This is a genomic window from Pinibacter aurantiacus, from assembly GCF_019130065.1.
Taxonomy (GTDB): Bacteria; Bacteroidota; Bacteroidia; order Chitinophagales; family Chitinophagaceae; genus Pinibacter; species Pinibacter aurantiacus.
Genome location: NZ_JAHSPG010000004.1, coordinates 15,619 through 36,121, shown reverse-complemented (window position 1 = coordinate 36,121; position 20,503 = coordinate 15,619). Strand labels below are relative to the sequence as shown.

Sequence of the window (20,503 nt, the reverse complement as noted above, 5' to 3'; positions counted from 1 at the left end):
TCTGGCTACTCAACTCAAAAATTTTCGTTCTGTTGTAAATTATTAACGAGAGAAAATAACAATCATATGAACACCCGTCTTTTATTATTCTGCAGTCTTTTTATTTTTTCATTACATGCTTACTCGCAAAATAAAGACGGGCGTTATATTTTGGACATGGTTCATAATAATCCCGGAGAGCCATTAACCCAATCCGTGTTCAACGATCCCAAAGCACTAAAAGATCAAGGATACACGGGCCAGGTTTTCAACGATTTTGTATTTGCACATGCTGCTATTACTTTTAAAAAACTAAACCCCGCCATCTTTCCGGAAGGTTCAAAAGAGTGGCAATGGGTAATGAACGCGGCAGAGACCGTAAGAAAAAATATTAAAGCAGCACACGCTGCAGGAATCAAAGCATACTATTTTACCGACGTCATTGTACTACCTAAAAAACTCGTGGAATTGTATCGCAGTGATATCTGCGACAGCCTCGGCCGCATATCATTTGAGCGTCCACGCACGTTGGAGATACACAGAATAATGTTGGAGGAATTGTTTGAAACTTTTCCCGACCTGGATGGATTGGTTATTCGCACAGGAGAAACCTACTTAAACAATATACCTTATCATACAGGCAATAATCCAATTACCAATGGACCGCAGAGCCATATCAAACTAATTAATCTGTTGCGCGATGAAGTGTGTGTAAAAAGAAACAAAACCATATTTTATCGTACATGGTCCTTCGGCGGCATGCACGAGTCGCCAGACTATTATCTGAAAGTAGTCAACAGTATAACACCTCATCCGCAACTCATATTTTCCATAAAACATACACAAGGTGATTACCTGAGAACCGTTGGTTTCAACCCCACCTTAACACTCGGCAACCATAGCCAAATTGTTGAGGTGCAATGCCAGCGCGAATACGAAGGAAAAGGTGCATATCCTAATTATGTAATGAACGGTGTGATCAATGGGTTTGAGGAATATGAAACCAATTCACCACAAAAAGGTTATAAATCCCTCAATGATATAAAGAACAGTCCCAACTTTAAAGGTGTGTGGAGCTGGAGCCGTGGAGGAGGCTGGGTTGGGCCTTATATCAGCAACGAATTCTGGTGCAAACTCAATGCCTATGTAATTGCTCATTGGGCCACCAATACTGCACAAACAGAAGAAGAAGTTTTCAATCGTTTTATGGATGAAAATGGAATCGCAGGAGCTTCACGCAAGGAGTTTAGAGAGTTGTGTTTGCTTTCAGCAAAAGCAGTTTTGAGAGGACATTTCAGCAGTGAGCTGCCATTCGAAAAAGATTGGACATTCTGGATGAGAGACGAGTTTCTTGCTGGAGTAGATTCCCTTCCGGAAAGTCCATCGTACGCATCCGAAGGGATGTTGTATCGTGCGTTTTCCAAATACTACAATCAGGGCGTTTTGGAAAAGGCAGTTGCCGAAAAATATGAAGCAGCGGCTATGTGGCAGAAGATAGAATCCTTAAGCAGGAAAATAGTTATGCGCAACAAAGCAGATCAGGCTTATGTAAGAGTATCCAGTCAGTATGGACTTTTGTTACATAAGATCATTGCAGAAGGTTGGAACATCATGGCGCTAGGCTTTGAGGGAGATAAAACAGGCGTTTACAATAAGAGTAAAATAAAAACGTCCATTGAAAACTATGATCATTATTGGAAGCAGTATGAGAGTTTGAAGAATGAAAACCCCGCCTGCGCAACATTGTACAAACCTTACGCCTTCGTGTACATCGGGCCGGCGTATCATTTAAAAAAAGGTATGGGTGCCTCGGTGGATAAATATAGAAAGTTGATCAATACTGGAAGCATGGATGATAAGGCTTCAGTAACAAAATAATTTTTTTCGTTTGGATCGTTTGTAAAAATAAATACTGAGTAACAATGAAAATGCGAAACTTTTTCTGTGTGTTATCTTTTTTCATGTTTGCAAAAGCATACAGTCAGCAACCGGCCGACCTCGCAAATCCGCTGGTAGCTACAACAAAGCCACGGTTTGATTTTTTTGCAGCCGCATCGCTTCCTTATGGCATGATAGCTTTAAGTCCGGATACCCATCATGGTGATTTGTGGAGTGCCGGCTATCGATACAACGATCCTTATATTCTCAACTTTAGTCACATTCACAACGCGCAAACTGCCGGTATTCCGGTAATGCCTGTAACAGGTGCCTGTAAAGCATTGCAAGGGTTAGAAGCTTCTCGCGCCAAACTCGACCACACAACAGAGATAGCGAAAGCCGGATATCATAAAATATTGTTGCCGGATTATGGCATCACCGCAGAACTAACCGCCTCACAGCGTGTGGGTTTTCATCGTTATACTTTTCCTGCTGCTAAAGAAGCACACATCATTATGGATCTAACCGCTGCCCTTGGTCCTGTAAATATGGTGAAGGGATATGCAAAAAAAGTAAGTGGCAACGAGATAGAGGGTTACTCAGTAAATGCTCCCACTTTCAGGAGAAAGAAAAATTGCACGGTTTATTTTGTAGCAAGATTCAGCAAGCCATTTGATAAGATAAATTTCTGGAAGTCTGCTACCGATTCTACAAAGGAGCTTGTTAACGCAGATTTTACTGACGATAAAAAAGCAGGCTTGTATGCAAGCTACTATAACCTTCACGAAGGCGAACAAATATCGATGCAAGTCGGTGTTTCATTTGTAAGCATCGAAAATGCAAGAATGAATCTTGAAAAGGAAATGCCCGATTGGAATTTTGAGGCAGCAGTGGCAAGAGCAAAAACAGCATGGAACGATTACCTCGGAAGAATTGAAGTAAGCGGAGGAACGAGAAAACAACAGGTGAAATTTTATACAGATTTGATGCATACTGCCATTGGTCGCAGACTAACTGAAGATGTGAATGGCGAGTATACTGACAATACAGGGCCAAAGCCTGTGGTGAGAAAAATTCCACTCACAGCAAGCGGCAAACCAACATATCATTTCCTGGATGCAGATGGATTGTGGGGAAGTCATTGGAACCTCAACATTTTGTGGTCAATGGTATATCCTGAATCCGGAAATGACGTTGCCACCACTTTTCTTGACTACTACTACAATACAGGTATTATGGGTCGAACATCGTGGGGAGGACAGGAATGTTGGGTGATGGTGGGCGATCAAACGGTTCCTTTGATGGCCGCCTTGATTCAAACACATCGTGCAACATTTAACACAGAAGATGCTTTTAAAGGAGCTTATAAAAATGCATTTCCCGGAGGAACAAGAGACAGGGGAGGTTATGAAGCAGGCCCATCTCCAAAGGGTGGTGGTATTGATTGGTATTTAAAGTATGGTTATGTGCCTATTGAAATCAGGGACAGAGGTGATGGATACAATCGGGGAGGTGCCTCCATGACGCTTGAATATGCTTACCAGGATTGGTGCATAGCCAACATGGCATCTATTTTAAATAAACAGAAATATCGACCGGAGTTTTTGCAAAGAGCAGGTTATTGGAAAAATATTTTTGACTCATCAACGGGATATACAAGACCAAAGGATACTTTGGGTAAATGGCTTACTCCATTCGAAGCTATTGGAACAAAAAGAGGCGTCAATCATGCTACACCAGGCTTCATTGAATCGAATGCATCCATCTACAGCTATTATGTGCCCCAGGATGTGAAAGGATTAATAAAAGCTATGGGAGGCAATGATGTTTTTATAAAAAGATTGAGTGCCGATTTTGAAAGCGCAGTTAGTTCTGGCTTCGCTGCCGAACATGGTGAGCATTATGCAGCACGTGTTGATTACGACAATGAACCCGGCTGTCATTTGGCCCACCTGTTTAGCCACGCCGGAGCGCCATGGCTCACACAGTACTGGGTTCGCCAGGTGAAAGAAAATACTTTTGGCGATACAACGAGTTTTGCAGGTTATAGAGGCGATGAAGATCAGGGACAAATGGGTGCGTTAAGCGCTCTGATGTCCGTTGGTCTGTTTGATGTACAAGGGCTTGCAGATGTAAACCCAACACTGGAAATTACTTCACCTATATTCGACAAGATCATCTTTCATTTGCCAGGCAAAAAAACATTTGTAATCCAAACGTCAACTCCTTCAGGAAAGGATAACACCTACATTCAGTCGGCAACTCTGAATGGCAAATCGTGGAAAAGTTTTGAATTGCCTTTTAGTGAATTTGCGCGTGGCGGTTCCATGAAGATTGATCTGGGGCCAACGCCAAACAAAGCATGGGGCACAAGTCTGGGCTCCGTTAAACAGACAATAACAAAAAAATAAATTTCGGCTATTTATTTACGTTAACAAATTGTATCCGTTAACTGGTGGCTCTATTCAAATGAAATAAACTTATTACAACAAACTAATGATGATTCTAAGAACTAATCGAAGCTCTAATAAATCGCCAAACCATAACGCCTCTTACTTTCATTTGCTGAAGCTATGTTTGGTTGTGTTGTTAGTAGTAATAACAGCTCTGGGGGCAATGGCGGGAAAACCGATTAATTATTATGTAGATCCTGTTAAAGGAAATGATATCACCCATGATGGAACCAGTGCAGGAAAGGCATTTAGAACAATTGAAAAAGCCCGCGATGTAGTGCGTACCATGCATGCAAATATGAAAGGAGACATACATGTCTATTTGAGAGGTGGCACTTATTGGTTGAAGTCCACTTTGCTTTTTGATACAACAGACTCGGCCACGCGTGGCTTTAATATTATTTATGCAGCGTATAAAAATGAAAAGCCTGTTATTAGCGGAGGCACGGAAATCACCGGATGGACGCTATATGATACAACAAAAAACATTTACAAAGCATATGCAGGCAAGGAGCTTGAAACAAGACAATTGTTTGTAAATGGCATCCGCGCAACCCGTGCCAGGAGTACAGTAACTCCATCTTCATTAACCTTCGTTAAAGCATTTGGCTACACTGCGAAAGCCGATGTATTTGCCAACTCCTCCATTCCAATGCAGCACTGGAAAAACCAGGGTGATATTGAATTTGTCTTTAAAAACGAATGGACTGCGCCGCGAATAGGAGTCAATACTATTTCCAGCAATGACAGCATTACCACCATCAACATGAAGCAACCCGGCTGGGGATTTGTAACCAATAAAGGGGGAACCTCTGTTGGCGGAAACCACAATGCCAAAGGGCTTCCATGGTTTATTGAAAATGCTTACGAGCTGCTGGATGAAGAAGGTGAATGGTACCTCGATAGAACAACAGGCTTCATTTATTATAAACCTAAAGTTGGAGAAAACATTACAACAGCATCTGTTGTGGTGCCTGTGTTAGAAGAATTGGTAAGGATACAGGGAACTGCTCCGGCTAATAAGGTTGGCAACATTCAATTCAAGGGCGTCACTTTCGCACACGCTACTTACCTGAGAGCAAGCGGAAAACGCGGATTACCTGATGCGCAAAACAACGTAATGAGGGATGACCAAGGAGAGAGCATTATCAGTGCCGCTGTCAATCTTAAGTATGCAAGGGCCATCAAATTTGAGCGAGTTGTTTTTGAACATATGGGAGGTAACGGGCTCAATATGTATAGTGGTTCACAGGATAATTTAGTTGCAGGATGTGTATTCACTGACATCTCCGGCAATGGCTTGCAAGTGGGCGATTACGCAGGAATGTTTACTGCCGGAACAGAAAACTATGCACAGAATACTGATAGCCTCGTATGGCTTCGCAATAACGATGTGTACAACAGTTATTTCAATAAGATCGGCGTTGAATATTTCTCCTCCACAGCCATAGCCGCAACGCTGCCCGTGGATATGGACATCGTGCACAATGAAATTAGTAATGTGCCTTACTCGGGTATTCATATTGGATGGGGATGGGACAGGTTCGCCACTTCAGTGCATCAAAGAACGAATATTCAATACAACTATATTCACGATATCATGTCTGTATTAAGAGATGGTGGAGCGATCTACACACTTGGGCCCACCAACGGCTCCGCTACGAACAAGGGCTACATTACAAACAACTATATTCAAAATGTAAATAACCAGTTTGGTGCTTTGTATGCCGACGAAGGAAGCAGTTGGCTTGAGCTAAGCGATAATGTGATAAACAACACGCCAAGGTATGCGCATATCTGGACAAAATCTATTCATGATATCAGCATCAATAACAATTATACTACCACATTAGATAACGTAAACAAGGGAATCAATACCAGCATGACAAACGCCACCCTTGTTGCCAATGGCAAATGGCCTCCCGCTGCAGTAAAGATCATGAACAATGCAGGCTTAGAGAAGGCCTATTTGAATATAAAACCAGTAAATAGCAATAGATAAATCAATAACCTCACTATGAAATATTGTCTTTGTGTTTTAATGTGTTTGCCTTTGATTGTATTCGGAAAAAAGTTTACAATAGTTGATAAAAGTGCGGCTGGAGAATTAACGTATGCAAAACAGGAATTGAAATTGTTTTTGGATAACAAAAATGATTGGCACTATTCCCCTGATGAAAAAGACGCAGATTGGGTAATTGTTCTGTCAAAAAAAACTGGTTTGGCAGAGTCTGCCTTCAGCATAAAAACAACAGGCAGACAAGCTAAATTAAATGTTGAGTTAGCAGGGCGCAGCAATAGTGATGTGCTTTGTGCGGCTTATACATTGCTGGAGCGACTAGGCTATACATTTGAATTAAACGGTTATCAAGTTCCAGATCAATTGAAAGTGAACATGCTTAAAAACGGGTGCGACACAATTGTTCCTGTTGCAAAGTACAGAGGCATCAGGCAGCATATAAATTTCCCGATGGATATTTCATCCTACAGCATTAATGATGCGAAACAATACATTCGCAATTTGGCGAGGATGAGATTTAACTTTATTACGTTTCACAGTTACCCTGGTCAATGGTATGAATTCAATGGAAAAGACACTACATACTTAGCAGGTAACTTTTTCTACGGACATAGACATCCTGTGCCCAATGATCCGTTTTTTCATCAACACATCAAAAACCAGAATGTCTTTTGCATCCCGGAGATAGAGCCTTATTACGATAGCGTTTCCATCAAAAGCAAAATGGCTGTTCAATGGTTGCAGGAGGTGATGAAGGAAGCTAAGCACGTTGGACTTAAAGTGCAGTTTTCATTTGAGCCAAGAAGTACATCGCTCGATGTTGACTCTACCATAAACCTCATCCAGCAAATACAAAAACAATTTCCTCTGGCGGATGCATTTGAATTAATGACCGAAGAAGCAGGAGGATGGGGGCCGGCTAATACCGATGTAGAAACGAAGCAATACCTTACTTCTTTCTTTGGAAACGAAATTCTAAAGGATACAATGGTTACCCGATACATTCAGGCAAAACAAGCAGATCTTGGTTATCTGTATGCACAGGTGGGGCATTTCGTTAAAACATTTAATACCATCAAAGCGAGAGGAATCAAAACCAAAGAACTGAAGATCGGAATCTATTGCGATGGTAAGTACAATGTTCCTGTTTATTACTTAGCTAAGAAATTCGCAAACGGGCATGAAATAGCCATGCTTCCTTCACATGGAAGCGACAACGTGGCAAAGCATACAACCAACTTGCTAAAAGACAAAACCGACTGGAACATTACCCAACTTTATTCATGGTTAGAATTTGACGGAATGATGTTTTTCCAACAAAACGGTATCGATGGTATTTATAACCTGTTAAAATACGAGAAGGATAATTTTCCTTCATCGAGGATCAATACGCTGGCATTTAATCACTGGCGAACTTCTGAAAATAAAATTGCTGCGAGATACGCCGCCCTTGCAACTATCCAAGGTCCCATCGACCCCACAACATTCTACAAAGCATATGCAAAGCGAATCGGTATTATTCAAGCTGATTCATTTGCCGTTGCCATGAATTCAATCGGGACTGCTTATAATTTCAGGAAATCTAACATGGCATTTGCATGGCTTGGATACTGGAAAAATGGAATCAGGTTCGAAGACGCAAACGGATTGGCAAAACAATATGCACTATATCAAAATGCAGCCGCAGCATTGAAAAATTGTATAACGGGTAAGGAGAATGCATATGCGGATTATACACTTAAGTTTTTAGACAATAGAATAGATGCATCACTGATGTATTTAAAAGCATTTCTAAAACAAAATGAACTACAGAATAAAAATTTATCCAATGCAGAGTTTGATGCAATTGGTGAACAGGTTATTGGTCTTTTTAAGGACTGCATGAAAACTTATGCCCAGATGATGCCTGATCGCGGTTGTGAAGGAACATTAGTAAACATTTATCATGGACCTATTCGCGCTGTACAAATAAGCATCGCTAAAAAAACAGGTAAGCCGATCAGTGAGATACAAAACAGTAAGCCTTTCGACTCGCCTGCACCTCCGGTTTTTCAGAACTAACAAAAGTCAAAAGTCAAAAGTCAAAAGTCAAAAGTCAAAAGTCAAAAAAATCTTACCCCCCTCATTGCCGGACAAGAGAAAATTAATTCCGGGAGTTGGGCATTTTTTGAATTTTGACTTTTGAATTTATCCTGGATAACACTAAAGTATATCCGAAATTTAATCGCCTCATTTTTAGTTTTTCTTCCTGCCAAAAGCAAAAAGCTTCATGAATTTGATAAGATAGCCAGGGCTATGTAAACAATCCACCCTACGGTACTTCCTAAAGAATTTTGTGAAAAATTGAATGTCGATAAACAAACGGCTGGTGTCGCGTGTTCTTGGTTTCAAGACTGGCAGGCAGTTTTCGGCGCGAATACATTTTTGTTTAACTCAAAATTTGTGGAGTAATGCACTGGTTCTTTTGGTATCGCAACAAGCAACTACGGTACATGGAAAAAATAAATCCATTGTGTGTAGGTGTCGCAATGGCTATAGCAATAATATTTTTTAATGCAAAGGCATATGCCCAAGATGAAGAGCCGTTTAAACCAAAACACAGCCTTGGACTCAATATTGGTCACGAGCAATCATTCAGCGGAGTTGATGAAAATGGAAACAAGAAATTAGTTGGATTGCCTTACTGGGGCCTGGATTATAATTTCCAGTTTGCACGCAAGTTCGCTGTAGGGCTCCATACGGATTTTGTCACCGAAACCTTCAAGGTAGAAAAGAACCTGGAATCAGGCGAAAAGGAAGTGGTGGAAAGGTCATTCCCTATAGCACCTGCGGTCATGGGGCTTTACAAGCCTACTGAGCATTGGAGTTTTGGGCTGGGCATGGGTGCTGAGTTCGAAAAGGAAGAGAATTATGTATTGAACAGGGTTGCCGTAGAGTATGGCGCAGAGATAAGAAATGGATGGGAGGTGTTTGGGGTATTGCAGTATGACTTTCGCTGGAAGGCGTATGATACCTGGACCATAGGGCTGGGCATTTCAAAAGCGTTCGGCAGGCAGCAAAAAAGTGCCGCAGCCGATTAAATGATAATGAAGTAATATGAATGTAATTAAAAGGGGGGTGATGTTAATTTTTAGCATGGCGGCGGCATGTACCATGCATGCACAGTCACCTCCACCTTATACGATGGGTTTTGTTCCTGCCTCCATTGCAGAGACGGATGTTGCATTCCCGCTTTATGAGAAATGGCATTTGAGTGGCCAGGCGGACGTTCAGCTGGTCACACAGGGAGCTTACACCAACAAGAATCCGTTTGCGTATGCGCAACGCTTTGTTGTGCGTCCGTGGATTGTGTACTCAGGTTTTAAGAATATGAAGCTCTGGCTTGGCTATGCACACAATAAAAAATATGAGATCAAAGAAGCCGGTAACTATGAAACGCTGGAGCAGCGCCTAATTGTAATGGGTACTTATTCGCAGAATATGCCCAAAGGATCAATATTCGAGCAGGTACGTTTTGAAACCAAATTTTTTGATGACAGGAATGGTGTACATCAAACAGTTCCGCGGCTCAGAGCCAGGTTTGGAGTAAACCACTTCCTCCACCAGAGCAGTCAAAAGCCCGTGTTCCAGGCGCCAAACATTTCCTACTACACGGAACTGATGCTCAAGTTTGCCTCCAAGGATTACGCGGAAGAACATTTTGACATATTTCGATTGTCGGTGTATTATAGCGCCGGTATAACTCCGAATCTTCACTTTTTGGCTGGCATTATCGGGCAAATGCAACTGCGTACCAATGGCACGCAGTTCGATGTGTATTATGGCCCGATGGTGTCGCTTAAATACACCATCAAACCTAAAGAGCGGGAAACATTTGATAGTGTGGATGGCGGCGCAGATTAATGCCATGCCAGATCCCTGCCCCGGTAATGAAAACTGCAAGTTGTAAACAAGCTTAAACTTTTGATTGATGCCCAGATTTTCTATTACCTGTAGCACCGGAGCGGCCATGAAATGGTTCCTGGCTATTGCATGTTGTTCCTTTTCACTTGTTGTATTTGGTCAACATGACTCGCTTATACTCAAGAATGGCGATGTTATCGTTGGTGAAATAAAAACGCTTGATAAAGGCGTGGTGACGATAGAAACAGATTATTCAAAGAATGATTTTACCATCGAATGGTCTGGTATCAAGGAGATCTATTCAAAAACGCGTTTCCTGATCACATTGACAGACGGACGACGAATCAATGGTAATATGCGAACAACAGATGGAGGTACTAAGGTGATCATCTCAGATGCGGACACTGTACGAGCAGAGACCACTCTCTCAGATATCGTTTATTTGAAAGGCGTCAAGTCCAGTTTTTGGAGCCGCGTTTCCGCCAGTATTGACATTGGTCTCGGGCTTACCAAAGCGAACAACCTAAGGCAATATAGCGCCCGCACCAACCTTGGATACATGGCTGATAAATGGCAGGCAACATTATTCTACAGTGATCTCAGGTCCAAACAGGATAGTGTTACAGAAACAAAACGTACTGAATTAGGTGCCAGCTTCAGGTATTTTCTACCCCATGATTGGTTTTTGAATGCTTCTCCCGACTTTCTTTCCAATACCGAGCAGGCACTTAAGTTACGCTTCACGGGAAAGCTGGGTGGTGGCAAGTATCTGGTCCACAACAATAAAACATATGTAGCGGCAGGGGCCGGCCTTTCCTTTAACAATGAAACTTTTACCAATGAAACTCCTTCCAGAAGGAGCCTGGAAGCCTACTTTGGCGGGGAGGTCAATTTATTTGACGTCAAGGATTTTAGTTTGCTTACTAACGTGTATGTATATCCCAGTTTAACGGAGAGCGGCCGTTGGCGCACTGATTTTTCGCTTGATACCAAATATGACCTGCCTTTGAATTTCTACATCAAATTAGGCGGAACGCTGAACTATGATAACCAGCCTGCTATCACGGGCAAAGAAACAGACTACGTGCTCAATTTTTCAATAGGCTGGGAGCTTTGAGAAAGAAGGGATTCTTACAAATAAAAAAGCTATCCAACTTTTCAGTTAGATAGCTTTTTGCATTTGCTACTATTTTGCAATTATGGTTTTTTGCCCATCGATTTTATGAAACGGAAATGAGAGTTTATTGCACCTCCCATAGAAAGGTTGTTGTTATAAGGGATATTGTAAGCTATGCATTCAGTTTCTACAAGATGGCTGAGCGCAGGATAATGAACATGGCTTATACGTGGAAACAGGTGATGTTCGATCTGGTAATTCAGTCCACCGGCAAACCATGAAATGATTTTATTTTTGGCCGAGAAATTTGCTGTCGTTCTAACCTGGTGCACAGCCCACTCATTTTCAATTTGCTTATTACTGCCGTTCACAAATTCAAATTCTGTCTCTTCTACCACATGCGCCAGTTGAAATACGATGGATAAAGTAAATCCTAACCCAACATGCATACATACAAAATATAGTAACCACAATTTCCAACCCACCAATAGCATTGGAATGACGAGGTAAAAAGCAACATATAACACCTTGCTGCTCCAAAACAGGAAATGATCTGTGCGCGTCATTTTTCTGAGTTGAGTGCTGCAGATCTTTCTTTTGAAATATTTTTCAAAATCCTGGTACAATACCCAGATCATCGAGCTTAAGCCATATAATACCGGAGTATATAAATGTTGTAATCTGTGAGCAGGGGCCCAGCGTTGCGTGCTGCACATGCGAATAAAAGGGCTTTTAGCTATATCATCATCAACACCATCAATATTGGTATAAGTATGGTGAATAATGTTGTGCTTTTGCTTCCATATAAAACTGTTTCCGCCCAAAGCATTAAGCGTTAAACCAAGGATCTTGTTCACCCACTTTTTTGAAGAATAGCTGTCATGATTGGCATCATGCATAACATTAAAACCTATGCAAGCCAATACAAAACCAAACAACAGGCTCACCAATATACCTGCAAACACTGGCATTTTTACAAACAAAAGAGCTACATACAAGCCAACAGCGGAGAGTATAAAAACTACTGATTTGGTATACAAATTAATATTGCCGGTTTTCCTCAAACCATTTTCTTCAAAATGTTTGTCAACGCTTTTTTTCAGCGATGCAAAAAAAACTGCTTTGCTGTTGTTGTAAGTGACTTTGTTCATTGTGTAAGTTGCGCTTATTAAAACGAAAATTTGTGTTATAATAGAAGTGAAGTATTGGGTTCGGGTATCGTTTAACAAGGGCAAACCGGTCTTTCACTCAGTACCAAATACTGGATTTCCCCGAAAGTAACGTTTCTATCTTGATCACAGCCGTTTTTTGAAAATATAACATTTCCAATTTTTGCGTTAAAACTGTATCTCGCCTGATTTCAGTGAGTTGTATGCCATAAAACAAGAAAGCTATCAAACATTTCAGTTTGATAGCTCTCAGTAATAATTTATCAAGATGGGTTAGTCTGGCTTTATCAGCTCTTCAGGAGAGGGAGCAACTTTTTTGGTGCTTTTTCCTTTGTTTGCGAATTCATAAAAAAAGATCCTGCCATATTCCTGATCGGTAGTGCGGAACAATGCGCTCATGCCATCACTGATTTTCCAGAGGTCGGCGCCAATTGAGGTCACAAATTCCGGATCGAGTTTCTTGCCTAATTCTGTGGAAGTTTTGTAATCCCCATTTTCTTCCTGGACATATAGTGGCGGTTTTATTTTTCCACCCACTATCTCTATTTTTCCCATAAAGCAATGGCAGCTTTCTCCGCTTTTAAATGTGATAACAACTTTCTGCATTCCATCAGGAACTGGCTTTGCGCCATGGGTTCGCATAAAGTCGTACCACTTAGTATAACAGTTTTGAGAGGCCTTGACAGCGGCCAGGCTGTCGGCTGTATGTTTAGCCAGTGCTGCCGTGTCAACTACGGGTTTGGCCAATGTATCTGCCAATGGCTTAACAGTTGTGTCGGCTGCAGGTTTAACGTCTTGGCCTTGTGCAAAAAATGATAATGTCATCCAGGCGATGATAAAAAAGTATGATTTCATAATAACATTTTTAAGGTGGTGATAGGTGACGAGAAGTGATTTTAAAGGTATAGTAAAATAGAAGAAAAGTTTAAATTTTACCGTTAAATAACATGTTTTTACCCTTTTGGCAGGCGGGTGTTATTGAAGCCCAAAACAAAAAAAAGCTATCAAACTTTTCAGTTCAATAGCTTTCAGAAATAAAAATATGGGTACGACCTTTTATTGTCGCTAGTAGATTGTTAGAATACCACTTTGTCGCTGAATAGTATTGCGTTGTTTTTCAACAATACAACAACTCCAACTACATTTTTCTGGAACGCACTGGAAGTGATCTCCAGCGTATTTAAACCTTTTTGCAAATGAACCGGTTTGTTAACCAATACCTGTCCAAGAATATTGCAGATAAGCAGGTTGCAATTGTAGTCTGTTTCTACATCGCATGTCAATGATATGTTTTGACTTTGCGAGTTTCTTGTAAGATAGAATCTGCTATCCGCCCCATCCGCAATTTTAAGTGTGTTGGAGTATGCAGCCGTTCCATTTTTTTGTATGCCTTTGATGCGATACCAGTTTGTTTTATAAGCAGGCTGCGCATCGGTAAAACTAAACTGGTTGTTTATTCCCGAAGCCGGCGACACTACACCCACGGTCATATAACTGATTCCGTCAGCGCTTTTTTCTATTTGGTAACGGTCAACATAGTTTGAACCTTTGTCATCCCATTTTATCGCAATCGCCTTGTTGGTATATTTTCCGGTAAGAAGAATATTAGGATTTGACATTACCGTAAACATTCCTCTGATCACATCCTGGCTTATAGTATCTATGCAACCATTTCTGTTTTCCGTAACAACCAGTTTGTAGTTTCCCCAGGTTGTATCATTTATAGGGTTCTGTAAGGATGATACAAAACCATTCGGGCCTACCCAACTCCAGGTCAAACCATCAGAACCTCCAAATGGAGTAGGATAGTTGCTGGCCACAGGGTCGCCGCCGAAGAACTGCACGTGCCCAAGATCCGCACCTATGCCCACATACACAGAAGCAACAGGAGGGAAGGTATCCAAAGGCACAACGATAGTGTCTATGCGCGTTGGAGGGCATCCGGTTGCAGGCGATCCCGATACGATATAAGTTCCGGGCTTGTCAAGCGTAATTTGAGAGCCATCAGTACTCGAGCTCGTAATGCTTGCTCCGTCTGCTGTTGTCCACGTATACTTACCGATTGTTGAGTGATTGGTAATAGTAATGCCGCCCGCAGATCTGTTACATCTCAACGTGTCTGACTGAACCGTAAAATCCATGATCGGCAGAGAAACAAAAGGAAGAGGCGTAACAAAATCCTGCATGTTCGATGTAAAGGAATTTGATGACCTCGACTTGAAGAAAAGATCCGTAAACATCGGTTGACATGGGCTCAAAGCTGAATAAAGCGCAGGGTCTACTCCAATCCTTGTCAGGTTCAGGCCAATCTCCACAAGCTGGAGGGATTCGTATTTCGTGCCCCAACCTGCGGAAGAAGTTTGTGTTCCCCACGGTGTTGAGTAGGTGGTATCGTTTGTTGCCGTCGTTGAATAATTTGAGGTACCTGTACCAAAGTTTGTAGTACCGGCTTTTGAGGTAATGGATACGTAACCAAACGCAGCAGTGGAACCATCAAGAACAGCTCCAAAATCAAAATATTTAGGAATAGTGCCGGTGAAAGTTGAGTTGCTTACCCAAATACGCGTATCAACCACCGGCGGAGCTCCCGGATTGAAATTCACGGCAAGTATCATGTCCCCTGTTTGAGTAATGTTCCCTGCGGCGTCAAATTTCCATTGTGTGTGGCCCGCGTCCGGCCCTTTGCTTATGAAAGTGCCACCTTTATAGTTAAAACTGTCTTTATAGAGTTCTATGTCAAAATACCTGGAACCATTTGTTCCTACTGTCGACGCTCCAACAAAAAGCCACAACGAATCATATACACTAGAACCGTCTCTGCGCATATGGGCAAATACGTCTACGAGGTCGGTTTTATTGGGAATGTTAGAAGTGGTTCCCCCCCAATTGCCAGGATTATCTCCGTTTTTTGCGGAGGATGCAAAAACGGTCGAATCGAATAGCGGATTGGTACAAGCGTAATCCCTTCCATAAACCGCATCGAGCCATAGTTTGCCATTTACTCTTGAAAACAACGGAACCGACATTCTTTTGTTGAAAGAAATGTTACCTCCTCCTGATAGAACGGTTCGGTAATACGACGCGTTTGATGTATCGACTACATTTTGACCAGAAGCTATACCTGAAAACCAGTCATCACTTGAAATGAATCCTGTAAGCGGGCCATACTTCACATAGTTGCCACGGGTATCACCGTCAATACCAAAATAGGCATTAATGCCTCCGTTTGAAAGTTGGGAAAAGCCCGCCAGCGGACTGCTTAGCAGGAGCAAAAAAAGAAGTTGTTTAAAATTCTTTTTCATGGAATACGGATTTGATTAAAAAGACGGATTAAGATGGATGAAAAGTACAAATCAGAATCCGATACTGCAAGCTCTTTATCTTTTTAACTAACTGAAATGCACAGGGTTAAATTGAAAAAGCCTCCTTGTAAACTATAACTAACGAGTATGTGTATGGTAAAAAATGGTAATACGAGGGTAGAAATGTTAATAAGTATTGTTGAAAATAGAAATTTTACGATGGTGATTTGCAGGATTTACGGGGGTAAGTTTTTTAAAAAAATGATGGATGATTCAAAACTCGTCTGCGTAATTCCATTCCGCCACTGTCAATGGAAAAATAGGTTTGAAGAAGAGACAGTAAAATGTTATAAGTTGCTCAGTCGGAAGGTTATGAAAATTTTTTGCAAAAAACGCCTTTACAGAGAAGTTACGCGAACGGATAAGCGAAAAGCATGAAATACTAGATGTATTAGACTACATAACCTGGCAATACAGAAAAACAATATGAATTGAAACTTGCTTTTTTTTTGAATAAAAATTATAGCTTTGTGCCAGCATACAAATTGATGTGTGCCTCCCAAATTATTATAGTGCCTTTGGCTACGCATTCTCCGTTTTTTTAGAAAATTATGATGAGGATGCCTAACCCAAAGGCTTTTTTTATTCCCTAAACTCAATGAGACAAAATCATTCAATTGCTATTTTCGTAGACGGCGGTTTTTTCTTAAAACAATATCGAAAGATTTTTTCTGAGGCATTGACTCATTCACCAGAAGAAGTAGCGAAAAATCTGTACACAATTGCGCTGAGACATGTTGCAAAAGATGAACACCTCTATCGAATATTTTATTATGACAGTTTACCTCTATTAAAAAAAGTTCACAATCCTATTACCAAAAAGTGCATTGATTTTTCCAGGTCTGAACAAGCCAGGTTTCGATTGGAATTTTTCGAACAACTGAAAAAGAAGAGGAAGTTAGCATTACGATTAGGTACGATAAAAGATTCATCAAACTGGGTAATCAAGCCGGAAAAGACAAAGCAGCTTTTGAATAAACAAATTGAAATATCTGATTTGACGGAGAATGATATCACCTACGAAATGAGGCAGAAAGGAATTGATATGAAAATAGGCGTCGATATCACTTCACTGGCATTAAAGGAATTTGTCGGTAAGATGGTGCTGATTTCCGGCGATTCAGATTTTGTTCCCGCTTCAAAACTTGCCAGAAGAGAGGGTATTGACTTTGTTTTGGATCCTATGTGGAATCATATTGATAGAAATTTATTTGAGCATATCGATGGATTAAGATCAACATGTCCTAATCCAAGGGGAAAAACTGTCATTTAACAGAGGAATCAACTTGGATGTGTTCGTGGGTCACTTATGATACAACGGAGTCCTCTTCAATAAATACTGCAATGTGCTCACGTATCCATCTTGTGAAGTAGACGAGAACAACGCCTTTCTTTGTTCGTTGTATAAACTCTCACCTTTGTCGTTGAATATTTTTAAGATCACAGTATTGTCAAAATTCTGTTCTGTATAGGAAGTAGAAGAAGAATAGCCACTGGAGTTTTTACTGCCATCACCGCTTTTGTTGTTGTCCGTACTTTTGCTTTTGTCTGAATAGCTTGAGGACTGTGTGCTTGTTTGAGTCGCCTTGTTTTGCATAATGGTTCCCTCTAGAACATATTCCACACTAAGCAGGCGGCACAATTCATCTCTTGTATATTCTTTAAGGGCTTCTTTTTTTATCCCGGACTTCAGTAAAAACGAATTTGTTGTTTGCGGGTCGAGGATCGTAAGCGTGCCTGCATGTTTATTTAGATAACTGAAGCATTCATCCTGCGCTTTTTCGTTCAGCTCGTCTGCGGCATATAGACCGTCCTTCAATAAGGTAAAAGGAAGAATGGCTACTTTATTATGAGGGTCTCCGCCTCTCGTAGCAATGGCAGAAGAAGTAACAGCAGATTTTTCCGGCGTTGCAGGTTGTGCAGGCTGAGCCGGAGCAGTTTGTGTTGCGGGCTGGTTGTATGTTTCTACCCGTCCACTGGAAAAAGTGATCTTCGCGATGTCAGACTTTTTGATTACGTACACAACAGTTTCCCCGGTGTAAGTGAACTTTACACCGGCGTCACTTACTTCTAAAATTTTGCCCTTCATTTGCTCACCATTTTGCTTCGTAATAATATCAGGTTTTGCCGGTTGCCCGTAAGAGCTCACAATTAAAAAGAGGGCAAAAAATAAGGCGATAATTCGGGTCATAAGTTTTAATGTTGGTCTAAGGAATTGAACAATTTTGCTTGGATATTGTTCACGTTTTGGCTGTTTTTTGGCACGCAGATGACGCTGGTTGGAATGACTGAATGACTGAGTAACTGAATAACTGGGTCGTAGAACGTTGAACAGCATCATTTTCTCCGAAATCTCAATAATTCAGTTATTCAGTTACTCAGTTATTCAGTCATCTGCGTCCTCTCTTAATAAATTTGAATTTCAATGCAGCATATTCTTTCATAATTTTATCTATCTAAAGGGCGCTTGCTGCTTATGAATAATTTAAACGGAGAAAAAGAGAATTATTTAATCCTGCAGGGAATTGCTGCCAACGATCAGCAATCTTTCAGAAAGCTATTTGATCTTTTTGCGCACCGTCTTGCAAATTTTTCACAGGCCATATTAAATAGCCGCGAAACCGCGGTAGAAGTAGTGGACGACGTGTTTGTGAAACTTTGGAAGAACCGCCAGCAGGCACTTGACATTCAAAATATCAGCGTATATCTGTATACTGCCGTAAAAAATTCCTCCCTTAATTATCTTTCCAAAAAAGCAAAAGAACAGGTTACCGATCCGTTTGATTTCATTAACATCAACATTTCTGCTGATCAAACACCTGAACAAAAAATGATCACCAAAGAGCTATTCAAAAAAATAGAATCTGCGATAGATCAGCTGCCTCCCCGATGTAAAATGGTTTTCAAGCTGGTGCGCGAAGATGGCTTGAAATACAAGGATGTCGCCGAAATTCTAAACATTTCTATAAACACGGTGGACGCTCAAATGGTCATTGCCGTTAGACGCATTAGCGAGAGCATGAGAGGGAATTTGAGTTTGCCTGTAGTTAGACTGCCCCAAAAAAATAATCGACGCTAACTGACGAATTAATAATTAATAATTAAGAATTAATAAAGTTGCACCAAACAATGTTCAAAAGTTCATTACCTGCAGCACCTATTAATTGTTAATTATTAATTATTAATTCTTCTGCGAGCTGCAATAAAAAAATATTCAACTCCTTTAAGGTCATCTCCCCATTTCCCTGTCTGTAATAGTAACACACCGCTATGCAGAACGAAAGACTTGCCGTTTTAATTACCAGGTATTTGTCCAAGGAGGCTTCAAAGCAGGAGCAGGATGAATTGTTTGACCTGTTGGGGAAAGATCCTGAGCAGCAATATTTCTTTGAATTGCTTAATAACTTCTGGTCGGCCACAAAATCATCCATTGTGAAGTATGATGAAGATGATGAACATTTCAACCACATCCTTGCACTGGCCGACGAAACAGAAAACCCCGGATTAGAGGCACCTCCCGAATCTGCACCGAAAAAAATCTTCCACATTGGCCGCAAGAAAATATACGCATGGAGCGTAGCCGCCGCTGTGTTGGCTGCGGTTGTGATTATTGGCTACAATATCTACACTCCCCCAAAACCTATTCAGGCAGAAATAGCCCAAACGGCCCCTCATAAAAACGAAGTGAAAGCGAAAAGCGGCGCCAAATCGCGACTTACATTGCCAGATGGTACGAAGGTGTGGCTGAACGCTGAAAGCAGAATTACCTACAACAATAATTTCAACACAAAAACAAGAGAGGTAGAACTTGAAGGCGAAGCTTTTTTTGATGTGGTAAAAAACCCCGGAAGCCCCTTTATTGTGCACACCACGGGCATTGACATCAAAGTGCTTGGCACGGCATTTAATGTAAAATCTTATCCTCACGAACAAACGATAGAAGCTACACTTGTACGTGGGTTGATAGAAGTTGTCAAAGCAAATGAGCCGATGGGTCCAAAAGTGATCCTGCAACCGCACGAAAAACTTGTTTTTACAAAGTCTATTGACAGTTTGCAAAAAATAGCCACCACAAAAGCGCCGCAACAGGAAATGATGATCACATCCGTATCTGCAAATGCACCTGACAGCGTGATGAAGGAAACTTCCTGGGTGTACAACAAACTTTATTTTGACGGAGACACATTTGCTGAGTTGGCGGCAAAAATGGAACGCTGGTTTAATGTGCGCATCACATTCAAAAGTGAAAAAGTGGCCGCCTATCGCTTTAAGGGTGTATTTAAAAATGAAACGATAGAGCAGGCGCTAAAAGCTTTGCAGTTAACAGCAGATTTTAAATACAATTTTGATGGAAGCGAAGTAGTGATTTATTAGCGATTGTATAGGCGTTATGGGCCGGCTGTTTTAATCCAAACTCAAAACTTATTACTTAAACCAAAACATTACACTATCGACAAGAACCATTAAAAAATTTATTACGTAAAAAGGGAAACCTGCTTTTACAATCTGCATCTCTTGCAAAAATTACAGGTTGAAAAAAGCGAGGTTGCCCCCGAAAAACGAAGGCTTAAACGGAGGCGTGCAATCTTGGACAATTGTACGTTCCAATTGTTAAACCCACA

At 41.1% G+C, this 20,503-nt stretch carries 14 protein-coding genes; 10 read left to right on the top strand and 4 right to left on the bottom strand.

Going from position 1 to position 20,503, the window contains the following annotated elements; all coding sequences use genetic code 11:
• Positions 1 to 66: 66 nt before the first annotated feature.
• The 7 genes from KTO63_RS08970 to KTO63_RS08940 all read left to right on the top strand — a co-directional run bounded on the left by KTO63_RS08970 (position 67) and on the right by KTO63_RS08940 (position 11,350).
• Entirely contained in the window at positions 67 to 1,857 is a 1,791-nt protein-coding gene (locus KTO63_RS08970) for a hypothetical protein (RefSeq protein WP_217790921.1), read from the top strand.
• Between the two features lie 44 nt (positions 1,858 to 1,901).
• Entirely contained in the window at positions 1,902 to 4,268 is a 2,367-nt protein-coding gene (locus tag KTO63_RS08965; RefSeq protein ID WP_217790920.1) for a GH92 family glycosyl hydrolase, read from the top strand.
• Positions 4,269 to 4,473: 205 nt separating this feature from the next.
• Positions 4,474 to 6,312 (top strand): right-handed parallel beta-helix repeat-containing protein, encoded by a 1,839-nt coding sequence (locus KTO63_RS08960; RefSeq protein ID WP_217790919.1) that lies wholly within the window; start codon positions 4,474 to 4,476, stop codon positions 6,310 to 6,312.
• A 15-nt stretch (positions 6,313 to 6,327) separates the two neighbouring features.
• Positions 6,328 to 8,391, top strand: a complete 2,064-nt coding sequence (locus tag KTO63_RS08955; protein ID WP_217790918.1) for a hypothetical protein — start codon at positions 6,328 to 6,330, stop codon at positions 8,389 to 8,391.
• Between the two features lie 389 nt (positions 8,392 to 8,780).
• Positions 8,781 to 9,410: a hypothetical protein gene (locus tag KTO63_RS08950; RefSeq protein WP_217790917.1), complete on the top strand. Its 630-nt coding sequence runs from the start codon at positions 8,781 to 8,783 to the stop codon at positions 9,408 to 9,410.
• 40 nt (positions 9,411 to 9,450) lie between these two features.
• Positions 9,451 to 10,233: a DUF2490 domain-containing protein gene (locus KTO63_RS08945; RefSeq protein WP_217790916.1), complete on the top strand. Its 783-nt coding sequence runs from the start codon at positions 9,451 to 9,453 to the stop codon at positions 10,231 to 10,233.
• A 67-nt stretch (positions 10,234 to 10,300) separates the two neighbouring features.
• Positions 10,301 to 11,350 (top strand): DUF481 domain-containing protein, encoded by a 1,050-nt coding sequence (locus tag KTO63_RS08940; RefSeq protein WP_217790915.1) that lies wholly within the window; start codon positions 10,301 to 10,303, stop codon positions 11,348 to 11,350.
• A gap of 80 nt (positions 11,351 to 11,430) precedes the next feature.
• Here the strand turns inward: KTO63_RS08940 and KTO63_RS08935 are convergent, their stop codons facing one another.
• The 3 genes from KTO63_RS08935 to KTO63_RS08925 all read right to left on the bottom strand — a co-directional run bounded on the left by KTO63_RS08935 (position 11,431) and on the right by KTO63_RS08925 (position 15,821).
• A complete protein-coding gene (locus KTO63_RS08935) occupies positions 11,431 to 12,501 on the bottom strand; it encodes a fatty acid desaturase family protein (protein ID WP_217790914.1) in 1,071 nt (356 codons plus the stop codon).
• Positions 12,502 to 12,792: 291 nt separating this feature from the next.
• Complete coding sequence (locus KTO63_RS08930; RefSeq protein ID WP_217790913.1) at positions 12,793 to 13,374, bottom strand: hypothetical protein; 582 nt, start codon at positions 13,372 to 13,374, stop codon at positions 12,793 to 12,795.
• Positions 13,375 to 13,595: 221 nt separating this feature from the next.
• Positions 13,596 to 15,821, bottom strand: coding sequence for a hypothetical protein (locus tag KTO63_RS08925; RefSeq protein WP_217790912.1), 2,226 nt, complete (start codon positions 15,819 to 15,821; stop codon positions 13,596 to 13,598).
• 658 nt (positions 15,822 to 16,479) lie between these two features.
• On the opposite strand from KTO63_RS08925, the gene KTO63_RS08920 reads away from it, so the two are divergent.
• Positions 16,480 to 17,154, top strand: coding sequence for an NYN domain-containing protein (locus KTO63_RS08920; RefSeq protein ID WP_217790911.1), 675 nt, complete (start codon positions 16,480 to 16,482; stop codon positions 17,152 to 17,154).
• A gap of 30 nt (positions 17,155 to 17,184) precedes the next feature.
• Here KTO63_RS08920 and KTO63_RS08915 read toward each other — a convergent pair whose 3' ends face one another.
• On the bottom strand, positions 17,185 to 18,072 hold the full coding sequence (locus KTO63_RS08915) for a hypothetical protein (RefSeq protein WP_217790910.1): 888 nt from the start codon (positions 18,070 to 18,072) through the stop codon (positions 17,185 to 17,187).
• Between the two features lie 285 nt (positions 18,073 to 18,357).
• On the opposite strand from KTO63_RS08915, the gene KTO63_RS08910 reads away from it, so the two are divergent.
• Together KTO63_RS08910 and KTO63_RS08905 are read left to right on the top strand one after the other, a co-directional pair.
• Positions 18,358 to 18,960, top strand: coding sequence for an RNA polymerase sigma-70 factor (locus KTO63_RS08910; protein WP_217790909.1), 603 nt, complete (start codon positions 18,358 to 18,360; stop codon positions 18,958 to 18,960).
• Between the two features lie 191 nt (positions 18,961 to 19,151).
• On the top strand, positions 19,152 to 20,255 hold the full coding sequence (locus tag KTO63_RS08905; RefSeq protein ID WP_217790908.1) for a FecR family protein: 1,104 nt from the start codon (positions 19,152 to 19,154) through the stop codon (positions 20,253 to 20,255).
• Positions 20,256 to 20,503 lie beyond the last annotated feature (248 nt).